The organism is Sorangium sp. So ce295, assembly GCF_051527405.1.
Lineage (GTDB): Bacteria > Myxococcota_A > Polyangia > Polyangiales > Polyangiaceae > Sorangium > Sorangium cellulosum_B.
The window spans coordinates 9,039,737-9,056,030 of sequence record NZ_CP150324.1 but is presented as its reverse complement, the minus strand read 5'-3'; the positions used below and the strand labels follow the sequence as shown (position 1 = coordinate 9,056,030).

General features: G+C 70.6%; 15 protein-coding genes and 1 tRNA gene. 9 read left to right on the top strand and 7 right to left on the bottom strand.

The features are described from left to right. Nucleotides 1-13: 13 nt before the first annotated feature. Nucleotides 14-571 carry a sigma-70 family RNA polymerase sigma factor gene (locus WMF11_RS34265; protein ID WP_437903466.1) on the bottom strand — a complete coding sequence of 186 codons (558 nt, stop codon included), beginning with the start codon at nucleotides 569-571 and terminating at the stop codon, nucleotides 14-16. A gap of 120 nt (nucleotides 572-691) precedes the next feature. Then, on the bottom strand, nucleotides 692-1,819 hold the full coding sequence (locus WMF11_RS34260) for an RNA polymerase sigma factor (RefSeq protein WP_437973721.1): 1,128 nt from the start codon (nucleotides 1,817-1,819) through the stop codon (nucleotides 692-694). A gap of 218 nt (nucleotides 1,820-2,037) precedes the next feature. On the opposite strand from WMF11_RS34260, the gene WMF11_RS34255 reads away from it, so the two are divergent. The 3 genes from WMF11_RS34255 to WMF11_RS34245 are packed head-to-tail and all read left to right on the top strand — an operon-like array spanning nucleotide 2,038 to nucleotide 6,393. Further along, the gene (locus tag WMF11_RS34255; protein ID WP_437903462.1) at nucleotides 2,038-3,141 is read left to right on the top strand and encodes a hypothetical protein; all 1,104 of its coding nucleotides are present in this window, start codon (nucleotides 2,038-2,040) and stop codon (nucleotides 3,139-3,141) included. 20 nt (nucleotides 3,142-3,161) lie between these two features. Further along, on the top strand, nucleotides 3,162-4,796 hold the full coding sequence (locus WMF11_RS34250) for a hypothetical protein (RefSeq protein ID WP_437903460.1): 1,635 nt from the start codon (nucleotides 3,162-3,164) through the stop codon (nucleotides 4,794-4,796). A 37-nt stretch (nucleotides 4,797-4,833) separates the two neighbouring features. Then, nucleotides 4,834-6,393: a hypothetical protein gene (locus WMF11_RS34245; RefSeq protein WP_437973720.1), complete on the top strand. Its 1,560-nt coding sequence runs from the start codon at nucleotides 4,834-4,836 to the stop codon at nucleotides 6,391-6,393. 212 nt (nucleotides 6,394-6,605) lie between these two features. On the opposite strand, the gene WMF11_RS34240 is transcribed toward WMF11_RS34245, so the two are convergent. Further along, nucleotides 6,606-6,728 (bottom strand): hypothetical protein, encoded by a 123-nt coding sequence (locus WMF11_RS34240; protein ID WP_437973719.1) that lies wholly within the window; start codon nucleotides 6,726-6,728, stop codon nucleotides 6,606-6,608. 31 nt (nucleotides 6,729-6,759) lie between these two features. Beyond that, the gene (locus tag WMF11_RS34235; RefSeq protein WP_437973718.1) at nucleotides 6,760-8,250 is read right to left on the bottom strand and encodes a hypothetical protein; all 1,491 of its coding nucleotides are present in this window, start codon (nucleotides 8,248-8,250) and stop codon (nucleotides 6,760-6,762) included. A gap of 130 nt (nucleotides 8,251-8,380) precedes the next feature. Between WMF11_RS34235 and WMF11_RS34230 the strand changes: the two genes are divergently transcribed. Both WMF11_RS34230 and WMF11_RS34225 read left to right on the top strand, forming a co-directional pair. Continuing rightward, complete coding sequence (locus WMF11_RS34230) at nucleotides 8,381-8,779, top strand: hypothetical protein (RefSeq protein WP_437973717.1); 399 nt, start codon at nucleotides 8,381-8,383, stop codon at nucleotides 8,777-8,779. A gap of 222 nt (nucleotides 8,780-9,001) precedes the next feature. After that, entirely contained in the window at nucleotides 9,002-10,510 is a 1,509-nt protein-coding gene (locus WMF11_RS34225; RefSeq protein ID WP_437903452.1) for a hypothetical protein, read from the top strand. 211 nt (nucleotides 10,511-10,721) lie between these two features. On the opposite strand, the gene WMF11_RS34220 is transcribed toward WMF11_RS34225, so the two are convergent. Further along, nucleotides 10,722-11,813 (bottom strand): peroxiredoxin-like family protein, encoded by a 1,092-nt coding sequence (locus WMF11_RS34220; protein ID WP_437973716.1) that lies wholly within the window; start codon nucleotides 11,811-11,813, stop codon nucleotides 10,722-10,724. 88 nt (nucleotides 11,814-11,901) lie between these two features. Between WMF11_RS34220 and WMF11_RS34215 the strand changes: the two genes are divergently transcribed. From WMF11_RS34215 to WMF11_RS34200, 4 genes are all read left to right on the top strand, one after another. Continuing rightward, nucleotides 11,902-12,816: a LysR substrate-binding domain-containing protein gene (locus tag WMF11_RS34215; protein WP_437973715.1), complete on the top strand. Its 915-nt coding sequence runs from the start codon at nucleotides 11,902-11,904 to the stop codon at nucleotides 12,814-12,816. After that, the gene (locus WMF11_RS34210; protein WP_437903446.1) at nucleotides 12,813-13,112 is read left to right on the top strand and encodes a hypothetical protein; all 300 of its coding nucleotides are present in this window, start codon (nucleotides 12,813-12,815) and stop codon (nucleotides 13,110-13,112) included. The genes WMF11_RS34215 and WMF11_RS34210 overlap by 4 nt, the downstream gene beginning before the upstream one ends. Nucleotides 13,113-13,209: 97 nt before the next feature. Beyond that, a tRNA-Leu gene (locus tag WMF11_RS34205) sits at nucleotides 13,210-13,292 on the top strand. Between the two features lie 432 nt (nucleotides 13,293-13,724). Next, complete coding sequence (locus WMF11_RS34200; protein ID WP_272095040.1) at nucleotides 13,725-13,925, top strand: hypothetical protein; 201 nt, start codon at nucleotides 13,725-13,727, stop codon at nucleotides 13,923-13,925. 223 nt (nucleotides 13,926-14,148) lie between these two features. Here the strand turns inward: WMF11_RS34200 and WMF11_RS34195 are convergent, their stop codons facing one another. Then, nucleotides 14,149-14,496 carry a hypothetical protein gene (locus WMF11_RS34195; protein WP_231864341.1) on the bottom strand — a complete coding sequence of 116 codons (348 nt, stop codon included), beginning with the start codon at nucleotides 14,494-14,496 and terminating at the stop codon, nucleotides 14,149-14,151. A 107-nt stretch (nucleotides 14,497-14,603) separates the two neighbouring features. Then, entirely contained in the window at nucleotides 14,604-16,148 is a 1,545-nt protein-coding gene (gene hutH / locus WMF11_RS34190) for a histidine ammonia-lyase (RefSeq protein WP_437973714.1), read from the bottom strand. Nucleotides 16,149-16,294 lie beyond the last annotated feature (146 nt).

Genomic DNA, 16,294 nt, shown 5'->3' with positions numbered 1-16,294 from the left:
ATCGCCAGCGCCCTCAGCCGCGCCGTCGTCGTCGGGGATCTCGTTGCGGCTCGTGTCGTGCACGAGGCGAACGGCAGTCACGCAGCGCACCGAGGGCCTTTGTGCGTCGCTTGTAGAGCGTAGAGAGAGGTAGCCCCGCGTCTTCTGCCACCTGGGCCATCGGGATCCCATCCAGATCGTGTGCCCTGAGAACAAAGCGCAGCTGCGGGTCAAGCTCGTTCACCGCGTCGATGGTGCCCGTTCTGACGCTGTGGGATTCCATCGCAGCAGAGGCATCCGGTGCCGGATCGGGCACATCGATCAAATCGACGAGCTCCTCCCTGCGGTGCTGCATACGTTCGCGATAGTGCGCGGCGACGTGCACGGTGATCGCGTTCAACCAGCGTTCAGGCCTGCCGCGCTTCGGATCGAACCTGGGCCAGCTCTCCCAGGCGTTGAGCCAGACTTGGCCTGCGACGTCGGTACGATGGCACACTGGGACCCCCAGCCTCCGCAGCCAGCGCAGCACGGCTCGTACGACCGCCGGGCAAAACAGGCGCGCGTACGCGGCGGCGCGCTCGTCTTCATTCATCACGTTTCGTCTCCTGGACGCGAACATCCTTGTCTGGACGCAAGGTAGATCTCGGCCTCGTGCTGTCCGACGACATCACCTGCGCCACCGCCCGCTGCCTGCCGGAGGGACGCCGAGGACTCAGCGAATTTGCGTCAGGAGCGCTTCACGCTCTGCGGCGAGCTGGCCTTGCGGAAACTCCCCTGCATGCGTCTCGAGCAATCGGCGCGCCTCTGCCTCTGCGACCGCGTTATGGTCCTCGATGGCCCTACGGGCCTCGTCGATGAGGCTCTGCTCGCGCTCGCTGACGGTTGGGACCACGGCGCGGACGGGGAACGAGGTACGACGAACCTGCGCGCCTGACGGAGCAGGCGCCCGTGCGTCTCGGTCCTGCGCCGGCTGCGCGATCTCCTGGGCGGTCGGCGCGGTCGGCGCGGCGGCCGCGCGCGTGGGAAGTTGGACTGCGATCTCCTGGGCGGTCGGCGCGGTCGGCGCGGCGGCCGCGCGCGTGGGAAGTTGGACTGGCGGCTGCGCGATCTCCTCCACCGCAAGTGCGGGCGCAGGAGTGCGCACCACCGCTGCCCGCAGCCACGACTCCGGGCTGAGCGAGTCCGGCAACGTCGCGATGACGGTGCCGGCCAGCACGACGACCGTCCCCTGCACCAGGATCTTGATGCTCAGGCGGCCCAGCTTGCTCAGCCACCCCTCGCGGCCCCGCAGATCGAAGGCGAACGGGACGCATGCAGCGTCGCCCCATCCGCGCGAGCGTTGCCGCGCCCTCCGGCGTTTCACCGCCGCGTCGAGGTCCTCGAGCGCTCGGAGGTAGTGTGTACTCACCGTCTTCGGGTTGAGCCCCAGCTCGGAGGCGATCTCGATGAGCGGCACCTCCTCGAGCCTGTGTTTGATCAAGACGTCGCGGTACTTGGGGTCGACCTGGTTGATCAGGTCGCGGAGGAGCGCCTCCCGCTGCTGCCTGCGGAGCATCTCTTCCGGGGTCGGGCACTCCGCCTGAGGCTCGTGATCGTCGAACGACGTCAGGACCTCCCCCCGACGGCGTGCGTTCCGGACGTGGTTCCGCGCCTGGTTCCGGACGATGGTGGCACCGTAGGCCGCCCGAGCCTCCCCGAGCTCGATCCGCTGATTCGCTTCCAGCTCCCGCAGCAAGGCGTCCTGCGCGAGGTCCTCCGCGTGTCGCGCAGGGACACCGAAACGCCGCGCGAGGCGCCTGAAGAACTCGAAGCCGGTAGGGGTGCTGCCTGGCTCGCCCATAACCGGTAAAACACCTGAGCCGTGTGGAGGGCTTCAAGAAAATGCAGGACGGCTCCAGTATCAGTCGGATAGAATGCGACATGTAGGCGCGGATCCTGCGACAGCAAGGCAGGGGCGGCCGCATTCCCCGATCGGGCGGGATTTTCTCATCGGAACGTTCAGTTCATGCGACTTTCAGCGCCGTTGACGCGCCACGGCTGGCGTAAGTACCGTCGTGCATGCGTTTTGTCGCGCAATCGCTCTGGATATCCTTGATGCTTGGCGTCGTGGTCGGCACTACGCATCCGGTCCATGCGGAGGACCGGAATTCGGCCCCCGCACGAAGCGACGATTCGATCGTAAAGGACCATCTTCGCCGCGCCCGGCGAGCTCGGGCATCGGGAAAGTGGACCGAGGCACACGCCGCGTACAAGGCGGCCTTCGAGGCGATCGACTCGACAGCTGTTACAGAGAGAGAATCCGCTGAGATCGCTGGAGAGCTGGGCCTTTGCGAGCTCAAGTTGCGCAAGTTTCGTGACGCAGCGGAGCACCTGGCTTGGAGCCTTGAGCGGCGCAAAGCGCTTTCTCCTGAGCAGCAAAGAGGATTCGCGGACGGACTGGCCAAGGCCGTTCCGTTCGTCGCGACGCTCTATCTGTCGGTGGATCCGCCGGATGCCGAGGTGTTCATTGACGGCAAGCCCATCGGCTTACCCAGGCGGACCTACAGACTGTTCTTCGAGCCTGGCAAGCACATGGTGCGGGCCCGAGCACCGGGCCGCGAGGAAGGCTCCCAGACGCTGGACGCGCAGGCGGCGACCGAGCCGACCATGACGATCCAGTTGCCACGCGCGGCCGAGAGCAGCGCCAAGGACAACGCGCCCGCGGTGCCCAAGCCCCCGAGCGCATCGCCCCCTGCGCGCCCGCAGGCTCCCGGGCAGCCTGCGTCGTGGCCGACGACACTGCGCATCGCGGGGTTCGCCGTCACGACGGCCACCCTGTCCGCGGGCAGCCTGCTCATGATCCGGGCCACGAATCTTGACGGCGATCTGAGCGAACGGCGCGACGGGCTCAACGGCGGTGCGACGGCGAGCGGGTCCAGGTGCTGGCAAGCGGCGGACCGCCCGGCGTGCGCTGACCTGCTCCGCCTCCGAGACGAGCGCAACCTGTCCGCGGGCGTGGGCACGGCCATGTTCATCGCCGGCGGTGTGATCGGGGCAGCGACCGCCGCGTCCTTCTTCACGGACTTCTCCTTCCTGGGGCTCACGCCGGTTCAGGATCGGATCCACGCCTCGCCCGTGGCGACCGGGCGAGAGATCGGCGTGATGATCGAGGGGCGGTGGTGAGGACATCGGGGGCCGAGAAGATGAGTTCGAGGGAAGGCCGGCGCGTGGCGACGTCGGTCGTCGCTGTCGCGATCTTCATGTGCGGCGCGAGCATGCTGACAGGGTGCCCCTACTCCGACCCTTGCTGGGAGGTGGAGGCGTGCGAGCCCGATCCGGTGCCTCCGCCCGGTCCGTGCGAGGGAGAGCCCGGCACGGCGCCGGCGCTGGATGAATGCGGGGTGTTCGTCAGCGAGCAGGGCGACGACAACAGCCCCGGAACGAAGGGCGCGCCGGTGAGGACGTTGCAACACGCGATCGGGCTCGCCGCGCACGGGCGAGGCCATGGCGAGGAAGCGACCCGGCGCGTGTACGCCTGCGGCGGGGAGTTCGCGGAGACGATCACGCTGCCCTCGGGGGTCGACCTCTGGGGCGGGCGCCTGTGTGACGGCGGGGGTTGGTCGTACGAGGGCTCATTCGGCGGGCCCGATCACCCGACGATCATCGCTCCGCCGGGGGGGATCCCGCTGAGGGTCCTAGGGGTGGAGGGTACGGCGCTCGCGGGGGACAACGCGACGTCGGTGATTGCCGGCGTGCGCGTCGTGGCGGCGGACGCCTCGGCGCCGGATGGAAAGTCGTCGATTGCCGTGATTTTGAGCACGGGGGCCACGGCGATCGTGCAGGATAGCGTGATCGTCGCGGGCAACGGCAAGGACGGGGAGCCGGGAGAGGACGCGGACACCGAGCGGGCGGCGGACGGCATGGTGGGGAACGACGGCGTGGACGCCTGCACCGCGGACTCCCCGACGGGCGCCCTTCCGGTGGTCACCGTGTGCGACGATGGCATCGAGTCCATCGGTGGATATGGTGGCGACGGCGGGCTGGAGTCGGGGAGCGACGGGGCCTCGGGAATGCCGACACCCGCGCAGATTTCTGAGCGCGATGGCCACGCGGGGCTCGGCGCGGACCTCATGCGATGCAGCGAAGGGGGCGATGGCGCAGATGGTCCCGACGCCGGTCGCGCGGACGGCGCGGTGGGCGTGGGCCACCTCGGCAAGGATGGATGGATCGGCGTCCGGGGCGAGGACGGGAAGCTGGGCGGCACCGGCCAGGGGGGCGGCGGCGGTGGCGGCAGCAAGTCGCGTGGGGACATGGTCGCGTGTCGGGCAGGCCTGCCCCAGGGGGGCGCCGCCGGCGGCTCGGGAGGGAGCGGCGGCTGTGGCGGTCGGGGCGGCTATGGCGGCGGCTATGGCGGGGCGGCCATCGGCATTGTCGTGCTGGACGGCGCGGAGCTGACGATTGGGGCCAGCGACGTGATCACGGGCAAAGGCGGCGAGGGCGGGGTGGGCGGGACGGGCCAACTGGGGGGGCTCGGTTGGTCTGGTGGTCATGGGGGCGGGACTTCTGACGCTCGCATGTGGACGGGGTGCCCTGGCGGTTGGGGAGGCAACGGCGGTCGCGGAGGTGATGCCGGCGGCGGGCTCGGAGGCGCATCCGTCGGCATCGCCTACGTCGTGCCCAACTTCGCCATTCGACCCGGAACCAACATTGTTGCCGGACCCGCCGGTAATGGGGGCCTCGCGGGGAACGCCGGCCCGGGGGACCAGGTGGGCAAAGGGGAGGACGGCCCGTGGGGGGAGCTCTATCATTTCGGTGCGGCAAGCGAGCCGCCCCATTGATTCGCGCTTCGCGAGACGCTGCCAGCGAGGGATGCCGATGCGCCTGAATTCCGCGATTCTCTTGGTCCCTCTTCTCCCGCTCGCCGCGGCCGGTTGCGGCACGGCGCCGGGGGTGAACGACCCTGACGGCGCGCCGCCGTGCGGCCGTACGTCGACGTGTGCCGGGGATCCGATCCCCGATTCGGTCTGCCTGGAGCAGCTCGCGGCGGGGCGAGCGATCGACGGCTGCGGCGTGTTCGTCAACGATCCGGTTCTCGGCGGTGACGACGCGAATCCCGGCACGAAGGACAGGCCGGTGACTACCCTGCCGCGCGCCATCGAGCTAGCGCGCACCGGGCGCGGTCGGGTGTTCCTCACCCGCAATGCTTTCGTGGAGTCCATCACGCTGCCCTCCGGGATGGATCTCTACGGAGGCTTCGACTTCTTGGAATGGGAACGGCCGCCCGAGATTTCAGATCCGGTGTACGGCACGGCCAAGCTCGTTGGCCCCGTTGGGCACACCCCGCTGACCATCGAGCCGGCGCGGGCCGGCGATACGGGGGCAGCGGACGGGGTCTCGATCATCGATCACATGTTCATCCGCAGTCCAAGGCATATCGGGGTGATCGTTCGGTCGGGCGCCGTGGTGGAGATCATCGGAAGCACGATCGAAACCGAGCAGGGATTGAGGGGCAACGATGGGGAGAAATGGCCGGGACGGGCAGCGACGGGGCCGGACGGGCAGTATGGGGAAGACGCGTGCTCCGCAGCGACGGTTCCGGGTGGGGCCCCGCCGGTGAACTCCTGCGAGGGAGGGCTCCCGAGCGCCGGTGGCAAGGGCGGCGATGGGCTCGCAGACGGCGCTAGAGATGGGGCGGACGGCGAGCCCGTACCCCAGCCGAACCCCAACTACGATGGGGAAGGAGGACGTGGCAACCGGGCAGACGGTGGTTGTAGCAACGGCGTCGCCGGGAAGAGCGGTATGTGGGGTACCGCCGGTGCACCCGGCACGGGCCGCGGGCGGATCGATGAGACCGGATGGCACCCCGACAGGGCCGGCGACGGCGCCCGGGGGATGCCGGGCCAAGGCGGCGGCGGGGGCGGCGGCCGCAGGGGCGGGCTCGCGGTGTGCGACGCGGCGTCCAAGGGGGGCGCCGGCGGCGGCTCCGGAGGCGCGGGCGGCTGCGGGGGGCGGGGCGGCCGAGGGGGCGAGAACGGCCAACCGAGCATCGCGATGGTGGCGCTCCACGCCAAAGTGACGGTGCGCGATAGCATCATCACCGCCCGCGACGGGGGCAAAGGCGGCGACGGCGGGGAGCCGGAGGAAGGGGGCTATGGCGGCCGAGGCGCACCAGGAGGCGCCGTGGGGGACGGCACGTGGTCCTGCGAGGGTGGCAGCGGCGGCCTCGGAGGCGAGGGCGGCTACGGCGGCCCCGGGCGCGGCGGCGACTCGATCGGCATCGCCTACCTCGACGAGGACCAGCTCACCCTGGAGGGGGTCACCTTCGAGCTGGGACTGCCGGGCGTGGGCGGCACCAGCTGGAACCACGATGGCAGCACGACGATGGGGCCGAGCGGCGAGGCCCACGAGGCGCTTCGCTTCGCCGAAGCCGAATAGCCGCGGTCACGTCTGGGGGGGACGGCGCCGGCGAGGCCAGGTTCGAGGCGAAGCGGCGGGGACCGCTCGTGGCGGAGGTCGACGGGTTCAACCTGCAAACTGCGGTACGGATCGAGAGCTGGGACGATGAGGGGCGGGAGCGGCTCGTCTTCCTGGCTATGATTTCGAGCAGACCGTCGCGGTTGTCGTTGGCCGAGCCCTCGGGGCCTCCATCACCGCGCGCACACCTCGGCCGCCGCGCGCACGCTCGACACCGCAGGCGCACGCGTCAGCGCGAGGACCTCGTCGAACGACCACTGATCGCCCGCGTGCTCGCCGTACTTGCTCGCGAGCACGCAGCCGTCGGGCGCGACGAGCCAGCGGCGCTCAGGTTGCGGTGACGACGGTGACCTCGCCGGTCGTGTACAGCGCGGAAGTGTCCCAGGCGAGCCCTGGGGCGAGCGGCAAGGCGATGTTCACGGAGGCGAACGTCCCCGTGAGGTCACCGCTCCAGCCGAGCAGAGCGATGGTGTCCCCGGCCTGGAACGACACGGACCCGGCGGCCGGCACGACCTCCAGCGCCCCATCGAGGTGGACGTCCCCATCCACCTGGAGGAGCGGCGAGGAGCTCGAGCCTGCGACCGTGATGCGGAGGGCGGCGCCCGGCCCCTGGCTGTAGGTGCCGGCGATGCCGGTCGAAGGGTAGACCTCTCCGACGGAGAGCTGGCCGGCCTGCGTGTTGGCGAGATCGCCCAGGAAGCTGCCGGTCTCGAGGCGCCCGCCGGCGAAGTCGAGGTCGCCCGCATCGACGTCGATCGCGCCTGCGACGAGATCGCCCTTCGCGAGCCGCACGGAGGGCCCCAGATAGGGATAGCCGCCGAACAACAGCGCTGTCCGGAGGAGGCCGCCGATCCTCACGGAGGCGCCCTTGTCGATCAGGAGCGACGGAGACTGCGACAGAGAGGCGAAGATTGAAACATCGCCGCTGTTCAGCCACGACGCATAGACGTCGTTCACCTCGACGAAGCCACCTCCGAGCTCCGAGCGGATCTCGGTATCTTCTGTGGTCAGGGTCCCATAGGCGCCGACGGTGAGCGTGCCATATCCGTGGTTCGATCCCACCTGGAGGAGCCCCTGGTTGGTCCAGGTGCCGCCCCAGCCTCTGACGCTCGCGCGGCTGTTCATGAAGCCGTCGCCGCCGATGCGCGCGTCCACGGTGGAGAGCTGGCCGCTGCGAATGTCCAGCAAGCCGCGGCTCCTCAGGCCCAGGACGAACGCTCCCGTGCTCACCCACCTCGTCGCGGTGCCCGTAATGATGGCTTCGCCGGTGCAGGTCCCGCAGCTGCGGCCGATGATGCCGCCGAAGTAGACGTCGTGTGAGAAGAAGCTCGCTCCTTGCTTGAGCTCCAGGGTTCCATGCCCCTGCGTGCCGATGTAGGTCGTCGTCCTGCTCGTCAGGGTGGCGTCGTACCCCTCGACGAGCGCGCGGCCAGAGTTCGTGTCGCCTCCGATGCCCACCACGAGATCATCGGTGATCGCCTCGGCGCCGTGACGGATGACGATCCGACTCTCGAGATCGTCGCCGACCTCGATGGATCCGTTGTTGATCCAGGTCGAGCCATACCCGTCGACCAGGATGATGCCGGGATCGACGCTCGTCCGCACGGTTGCGCCGGGGCTGATCAACGTCCCGCCATCGGTGACCTCGACCGCGCCGGCTCCCACGCGGAGCCGGTTCGGTCCGAGGTCCCATGGGTCCGTTGGGTTCTGAGGCGATACGTTTCCCCAGATGGTCACGTCGGCAGAGGCTGGGCCTCCGACGCTCATCGATGCAGCCGCGATCAGCGCCGAGAGGGTATATCGAGCTCGGTGGTTCATGATCCTTGTCCCTTCCCAAGAAGACTTGGTTCCTTGAGAGCCCACGGTCGCCTGGATACCGCCCGCGATCGCCCGATACCTCCGCAGCGACAGAGCGCTGGGCGCGCATGGTCTCCCATGGTGCACCGATATGCGAATCCGTTTGCAATTGCAACACCTTTGTCGCATCACCCGTGGCCTGGGCTCGGACGAGCGTTCAGGCGGCGCTCCGCGAGCTGCCTCCGATCTCGCCGGCGTACCGCAGGACGATGGGCTCCTCGAGGCGCGGCTTCTCAAGCGAGGACACCACCTGGCCGAGCAGGCGGCGGGCATGTTGCGATATGGGCCGGTGCCCGCTGCGCAGCGGCCCGACCACATTGCCTGGCTCGAGACGAAGCTCGACGCCGTCCCTGCGCTTGCCGCGCGCGTGGCGAACGATGCCGAGCACGGTCTCGCCGGCATAGCGGCGGTGCTCCCTGAGGTCGGCCTCGCGCGGGCCCCTACGCAGGCGGGCCGCCCCAGGCGTGAGCGCGGCCGCGAATCGCGGTAGAACGCGGGGCGCCATGCCCCGCAAGCTCACCGGATCGCTCTTCCGCAACGACGCCGGTCGGTAAGCGCTGCATGAAGCGCCGTCGGCCCCAACCTCGGTCAGCTGTTGCAGAATGGGGTTGTCAAGCGGAGGGCAGCGACGTGGCCGAGCTCGATCACGTGGCTCGCGGGCCGCTCTCCGTTGAACGGCCCTGTACCCGCGGCGTAACATCGACGGAGAACCATGCGAAGCCCGAGCCTTACGTGCCTGTCCTCTGCGCTGTTGCTCGTCGCGGCCGGCTGCAGCGCCCCACAGCCAGAGGGCGCGCCGTCGGAGTCCTCCTGTCTCGAGCGCCTCGCCGCCGGTATTCCGGAGGTTGGCTGCGGGGTGTTCGTCGCCGGCTACACCCTGGGGGCGGATGACGAACACCCCGGCACGAGGTCCAGGCCGGTGCAGAGCCTGGACCGCGGCATCGAGCTCGCGAGTACCGGGCGAGGACGCGTCTTCGTGTGCAACCAGTCGTTCCGTGCTCCCATCTGGCTGCCGTCCGGCGTGGATCTCGTCGGGGGATTCAACTGCACGACGTGGGAGCGTGAGAACGACGATCCCACGCGGATTACGTCGCTGAACTCGAGCTCCCGCTCCTTGACCGTCATGCCGCCGGGCCCCGGAGAGACGGGAGCCGCGGACGGGGTATCGATGATCATGGACGTGCAGCTCTGGGCGGAGGGCTCGACCGCGATGCTCGTCCAAGCCAATACGGACGTGGAGCTGATCCGGGGCCAGATTCACACCGGAGCCGGGAAGGCGGGCGACGACGGCTACCCGTGGCCCTCGCCGAACCGGGGAAGAGACGGACACGATGGGCAGGAGGGGGGAGACGCGTGCTCGGCGGCCACCGTTCCTGGCGGCGCAGCAGTGGAGAACCCGTGCTTCGAAGTCATCCCGAGCGCCGTCCCGAGCATCGGTGGCAAAGGAGGGGATGGGCTGCCCGACGCCGCTGGCGACGGCGAGTACGGGGAGCCGCGCGTGGCGGCCACCTCGACGGACGGACGGGGGGGAGCGGGGGAGGAGACGGACGCCCCTTGCGAAGCGGGTCGAGCCGGGCTCGATGGCGAGCCCGGTGCGCTGGGCACCGTCGATGGGGGCATCGGGGACATCACCCCGAGAGGGTGGGAAGGCGGCAGAGCCAGCTACGGAGGCGATGGCACGCCAGGCCAGGGCGGCGGCGGGGGCGGCGGTCGTCGGGGCGGGCTCGCCGTCTGCGATGCGGCGTCCAAGGGAGGCGCCAGCGGCGGCTCCGGGGGCGCTGGCGGCTGCGCTGGCCGAGGCGGCCGAGGGGGCGAGAACGGACACCCGACGATTGGCATCATCGCGCTTCACGCCAAGCTGACCGTGCGCGACACCTCGATCTGGACAGGCGAGGCCGGTCCGGGCGGCAATGCAGGCGCCCCCGAGAAAGCCGGCAGAGGCGGTCGAGGCGGGAAGGGAGGCGCCTTGGGCGACGGCACCCGGGCCTGTGCCGGTGGCGACGGGGGCGACGGAGGCCCCGGCGGCTACGGCGGCCCCGGACGCGGCGGCGACTCGATCGGCGTCGCCTACCTCGACGAGGATCGGCTCACGCTGGAGGGGCTCACGGTCGAGCTCGGGCCGCCGGGCAAGGGCGGTATCAGCTGGAACGTCGATGGCACGCTGGTGAGGGGACCGAGCGGCGAGGCCCACGAGACGCTTCGCTTCGCCGAAGCCGAATAGCCGCGGTCACGTCCGGGGGGGACGGCGCCGGCGAGGCCAGGTTCGAGGCGAAGCGGAGGGGACCGCTCATGGCGGAGTTCGACGGGTTCAATGTGCAAGCTGCGGTAAGGATCGAGGGCTGGGACGATGAGGGCGAGAGCGGCTCGTCTTCCTGGCCATGACTTCGAGCAGACCGTCGAGGTTGTCGTTGACCGAGCCCTCGGGTGCTCCATCACGGCGCGCACACCTCGGCGGCCGCGCGCACGCTCGACACCGCAGGCGCACGCGTCAGCGCGAGGACCTCGTCGACCGACCACTGATCGCCCGCGTGCTCGCCGTACTTGCTCGCGAGCACGCGGCCGTCGGGCGCGACGAGGAAGTCGGCCGGGAGCCCGAAGCGACCGCCGGTCGGGATCAGCGCGGGCGGCCGCTCGCGCCCGCGCAGGATCGCGATCGCGCTCCGCGCCACCGAGCGGACGATGGTGGGCCACACGCGCGGATCGAACACCGAGAGGAGCGACGGCTCGGCGCCGAGCTCCGCGTACAGCCGCTTCTCGGGATCGGGCACCACCGCAAAGGGGAGCCCGCCCGCGTGGAGCCGGAGCTCGTCGGCGCTCGAGTGGAACACGACCACCTCGCGGATCCCGGCCGCTGCGATCTCGTCGTGACGGACGGTGATCGAGCGGAGGTGGAGGTTGCACACCGGACAGCCCGCGAAGCGACGGAGCTGGAGGTGCACGATCTGCGTGGGATCGGGGATGCGGATCCGCTCGCCGTGGACGCCCACGAGCTCGCGCGCGCCGAGCACGGCCCCGGGCGCGAGCCTCGTGACACGGCGGCGCAGGTCGCCGATCAGGCCGAGGGCCGCGATCGCGGCGATCGCCGCGGGGACGATCTGCCCGACGCCGGTGATCTCGAAGAAGGCATCGCTGGGGAGCTCGTAGGTGGGCGGCGGGAACATCCGGAGGAGCAGGTCGCGAGGCGCGCCCGCGAAGAAGAGGACGTTCTTGGCGAGGTGGTTGTATGCACCCTCGAAGAGCCCGATCGACGTCACCGGGAACGCGAGGGCGAGCGCTGCGAGCGAGCCCCCGGAGATGCGGCCGGCGCGCGTGCCCGGGCTCCGCCGGTACCCCGCGTACGCCAGCGCGATGGGGACGCAGAGCGCGAGCGCGACGGCGGCGCCGTGGAGGCGCCACGGCGTCGCGTACCGAACGCCGCCGTAGACGTGGTGGATCGCGGTCGCGACGAGCGTCGTGATCGCTCCGATGATGACCGCCCGGGCGCGCGGGCTGGGAGAGGTGGCGTCGACGTTCACGGTGCTCATGCAGGGCACCGTGGCTCGTGCGCGCGGCGCAAACCATCGCCGAAGGCGAACAACTTTCGTGCATGATACGCATCAATCGAGGTGCGATATGGACCGGCTCGCAGCGATCGAAGCGTTCGTCGAGGCCGCGGAGCTCGGGAGCTTCACGCTCGCCGCGCGCCGGCTGCGCGTCACGCCGTCCGCGGTCAGCCGCCGCATCACGCAGCTCGAGGGCGAGGTCGGCGTGCGGCTCTTCCACCGCACCACGCGCGCGGTGACGCTCTCCGACGAAGGGCGCGCGTTCTTCGAGCGCGCCCGCGCCGCGCTGCGCGAGCTCGACGACGCGCAGCGCGCCACCTCGGGTCTGCGCGATCGACCGGCCGGGCTCCTCCGCGTGGAGGCGCCGACGGTGATCGGCCGTCACGTGATCGTGCCGGTGCTCGCGCGCTTCGCCGAGCGCTACCCCGACGTCGACGTCGAGCTCGTGCTGCGCGACGACCCGGCCGATCTCGCGTCGGAGCGGATCGACGTCGCGGTCCGGATGGGCATGCTGCCGGACTCGGGTCTGATCGCACGCCCGGTCGGCCGCTCTCGGATGCTCGTCTGCGGCGCGCCCGGCTACCTGCGCGAGCACGGCCGGCCTCGCACGGTCGACGACCTCGAGCGCCACGTGCGCCTCGGGTACGCGCTGCACGGCCGGCTCATCCCGTGGCGCCTCCGCGACGGCGTGAAGGTGCGCGAGATCGCGCCCACGCGGCGCCTCGTCGTCGACGACGGCGAGGCGCTGATCGAGCTGGCGATCGAGGGCGCCGGCCTCGCGTGGCTCTGCGACTTCATGCTGGCGCGCGCGGGCAAGGCGCGGAAGCTCATCGAAGTGCTCCCGGACACCGCGTGCGATGCGGTCGCGATCTCGGTCGTATCGCTCCCGACCCGCCACGTCCTGCCGAAGGTGCGCGCCTTCACCGATCACCTCCGCCGTGCCCTCGCGCCCGACGGCGCGGTGAAGCGGCGCTCTACGCGATGATTGAGAAGAGCCTCGCCTGCGCCCGGATCGGCGCCGTCTTCGTGCCGCAGAACCTCGGGGGCGGCTCGGGCCCGTACGAGGCGCGCTTTCGGTCCGAGGACTCCGACGAGCGCCAGCAAGTCCGCGCCCACGACACGCGCTCAACCTTCATCACTGTCGCTCTGGCGAACGGCCGCAGCGAGACCTGGGTGGCCGACAGAACCGGCCATCGATCGAGCGTGATGATCCAGAGATCACGCCGAGCCGCCAGGACGTTTGCAGAGCTGGGCCTTGGCGAGCTAGCTTCCCTCGCCTAGGCGATCCCCGAGCTCGCCGGAAACGGCACAGGAAACGGCACAGACGAAGGCGAGCGTGGGCTCCCAAAAGTAAAAATCAAAGTAATATCAACAACTTGGCCCCGTGGCGAAATGGCAGACGCGGTGGATTTAAAATCCGCGGCCCTCGCGGGCGTCCCGGTTCGAGTCCGGGCGGGGCTACCTCGTACGTGCGGCGCGCCGAGCTGGCGGGCGGTGACGCGATCTGGAGCCGCGGTACCCTCGTCGACCAGGAGCCGCCAGCTCGATTGAGCTTCAACCCGCACCGGCACCTCGGCACCCGGAGCCTCACATCCTCCGAAGTTGCCCGAGGTTGCGCAGCGCGCTTCGTGGTGTGGGGAACCGGGCGGGAGCGTCGGGTCGACCTCGCGCCCAGCGGCGGCTCACTGCTGGCCGCCTCGAACGGGACCAGGTCGCGCAGGTCGCGCACCACGCCTCGTGGCGCTGACGTGCCCGGAACGCCCCATGCCCGTCACGGTCTGATGGGAGCCTGCCATGGTCCGGCGGGAGCCCGATGGGAAACGGTGCGCGGCCACGCTCGTGTCCTCTGGGCTCGACAAGCCGAGTGGATTCGAGTAATGGGAGCGCCACTCCATGGATCTGGACATCGACTGTTTGCGTGAGGCGAAGGTAGAGAACGTAGAACGTCTCGCGCACGCTCTGGGCGTCAAGCTGCCCGAGCACAAGCGCCACGACAGGCGCGCCTACAACCGTGAGCTCATCCGCGTGGTGATGCAGGGCATCCGGCGCGACGCCGAGCGGTCGCGTGGCCGCAGGTTCTTCGGTCGCAGCTGACGATTCCAGCCCAACAGTAGGCCACGGAAGGACGCTGACCGACACTGTCCCTCTCCCGCTCCTGGCAAGACGGCAGTTCTCCGCGCCGATCGGAGAATCGCGCTCCGGGGGTTTGATCCTTCTCGAAAGCCGCCCCTAGCGGCCTATCACCCCCCAGCGGCCTCCCGTCGCCCCCCCCACGCCCGGCGGCCACCGCCTCGCGGCCCACCGCCTCCCCAGCCGCCTACCGCCCCTGCGGCTTGCTCCGCAGGGTCAGCCGGCTCCCGGTGACCCGGCTCCGTGCCGCCATCAGGAGCGGCGCCGCGGGTGTGAGCGGATCCACCAGGTCGTTCACCTGGAGCATCGCCCTGTCCGCCACCTTCCAGGCCGCCGACAGCCCCGACGCCCCCTGCTGGGGCGACCCGGCGAGATCCAGCGCCCGGCTCAGCTCCTTGCCCACCTGCGCGATGCGAGCGAGCTCCTCCCGCGACGACCCGCCCTCCTTCGCCGCCGCGTAGATCGTCCGCACCACCCCGAGCAGATCCCGCACGGCATCGAAGGGAAACGGCGGGACGCTGACCGGAATCGGCACTGAGCCAATGTACAGCAACTCGCCCCGCAATGGACCGATCGCATTCCCTTATCTCGCGTAAGATTTCCTCTAAATCGTCTCAGATGTAACTTTAGTAACAGAAATAATCAGTTGAGCGGCCCCACCGCCTCCTCCACCGCGGCGAGGAGCGCTCCGCTCTGGATGAGCTCCGCGGCCGCCGCGATGTCTCTGTAGAGGGGGCGGTCCTCGGTGAGCCCGGGGACTACGCGGCGGATGGCGGCGTGGGCGGCGGCGACGCCCGCGCTGGGGCGGAGCGGGAGCCGCTGGTCGACGCCCTGGGCCGCCGTGATGAGCTCGATCGCCAGCGAGCTCCGGACGTTCTCGATCACCTGCGCGAGCTTTCGGGCGCTGATGCTGCCCATGCTCACGTGGTCCTCGCGGCCGGCGCTCGACGGGATCGAGTCGACGCTCGCCGGGTGGCAGAGCACCTTGTTCTCGCTCACCAGCGAGGCGCTCGCCACCTGGGCGATCATGAACCCCGAGTGCAGCCCGCTGTGCGGCGCCAGGAACGGCGTGAGCCCTGTCGAGAGCGCGGGGTTGACCAGCTGCTCGACCCGCCGCTCGCTGATGTTCGCGAGCTCCGCCGCCGCCATCGCGGCGAGATCCAGGGCGAGCGCGACCGGCTGCCCGTGGAAGTTGCCGCCCGAGATCAGCTCGGCGCCGCCATCCAACCCGTCCCCGAGGAACACCGTGGGGTTGTCCGTGACGCTGTTGACCTCGCGGGTCAGCACCTCGGCGGCCCAGGCGACCGCGTCGCGCGTCGCGCCGTGGACCTGGGGCATGCAGCGGAGCGAGTAGGCGTCCTGCACCCTGGGGCAGTCCGCGTGGCTCTGCATGATCTCGCTGCCCGCGAGCAGCGCGCGCAGGTTGCCGGCCGTGCCGGCCTGGCCCGGGTGCGGGCGGACGCGCATCAGCCGCTCGTCGAACGGGCGCTTCGAGCCCATCAGCGCCTCGAGGCTCACCGCGCCGGCGATGTCCGCGACCGTGCAGAGCGCGGCCGCGTCCCGCAGCGCCAGCGCGCCGAGCGCGGTCATGTACTGGGTCCCGTTGATCAGCGCGAGCCCCTCCTTCGCCGCGAGCTCGATCGGCGCGAGGCCGGCCTTCGCGAGCGCCACCGCGCTCGGCATGAGCTGCCCCTCGAAGCGCGCCTCGCCCTCGCCGATGAGCGTCAGCGCGAGGTGCGCGAGCGGCGCCAGATCGCCCGACGCGCCGACCGACCCCTGCGCCGGGATGCGCGGGCTCACGCGGCGCTCGAGCAGGGCGGCGAGCAGATCGAGCACCTCCGTGCGCACCCCCGAGTGCCCCAGCGCGATCACCTGCGCGCGCAGGACGATCATGGCGCGCACCTCGGCCTCGCCGAGCTCCGGCCCGACCCCGCAGGCGTGGCTCCGCACGAGGTTGCGCTGGAGCGCCCGGATGTCGTGATCCGCGATGCGCGTCTCCGCGAGCGCGCCGAAGCCGGTGTTGATCCCGTACACCGCCGGCGCAGCGTCGCCCGCCGCCGCGATCGCGTCGATCGCCCGGCGCGAGGCCGCCGCCCGCTCGCGCGCCTCGGCGCAGATCGCCACCGGACGACCGCGCCGCGCGACCTCCTCGAGATCCGCGAGCGAGAGCGATCGGCCGAGGAGCAACGGACGTGACGGACGCGACGGATCTGACGGAGGCGGAGGAGGCGGCGAAGAAGGAGAACCAGCGGCGGCGCTCGGCGTGGAAAGGGTCACGAAGGCGCACGCTAGAGCGGCGGATGCCCCGCGAAAAGCCAGCTGCTCGCCGTTGG